Here is a 636-nt window from a genome sequence, read left to right as displayed (position 1 = left end):
CGGCTGCCGCAGGAATGCGCGGCCGTCGAACGGGCCGAGCTTGACGAACTGCCCAACGCCTTGGTCCGCCTGCACTCCGCGATGCGCCGCGAACTCAACGTCGACACCCGCCTACCCCGCCCATTGCGCACGGCCCTGATGGAGATGCTCGACCCGTCCCCCACCAGCCGCAGCTCCTCCTTCGAGGCGTCCGCCGCCCTGCAGCGGCACTGGACTGCCGTCTCCATCGCTCTGGAGCCGAGGAGCGAGGCCGAGAGGGAATCCACGCGGCCCCGGCTGGTGGCCTTCATGCCCGAGCAGTCCGTTGTCACGATCCACGAAACCCGGGGTTGGATCGACCACCGTCCCGACACCCCCGAGGGGTGCCGGGAACTGCAGGACTTCCTGGAACAGGAACTGCAGCAGGCTGAGATGGTGCACTGCCCCGGCGGCGCCGCCGGCTACGTCCAGGACGGCGACCGCAAGGCCCTGGCCGAGGCGGAGTGGGTGCTCATCGGCACGCAGGCGGTGTGGTTCTGCGCGTACCTTTACCAGGAGTCGGTGATGCGCCGCCGTGTCGCCACCCACAAGGACACGCTCGTCATCAAGTACCTGGTGGACAAGCGGTACGCGGGTGATCTGCTGCACAGCTGGCCA

1 protein-coding gene is annotated in these 636 nt (G+C 68.7%); it reads left to right on the top strand.

Going from position 1 to position 636, the window contains the following annotated elements:
* Nucleotides 1-636, top strand: a 636-nt coding sequence (locus IE258_RS40795) for a hypothetical protein (RefSeq protein ID WP_189750838.1), incomplete at both ends; no start/stop codon positions are given.

Source organism: Streptomyces tendae (genome assembly GCF_014650435.1).
Lineage (GTDB): Bacteria > Actinomycetota > Actinomycetes > Streptomycetales > Streptomycetaceae > Streptomyces > Streptomyces tendae.
Note: the sequence above shows the minus strand (reverse complement) of the source record. Positions and strands in the feature narration are given on the sequence as shown.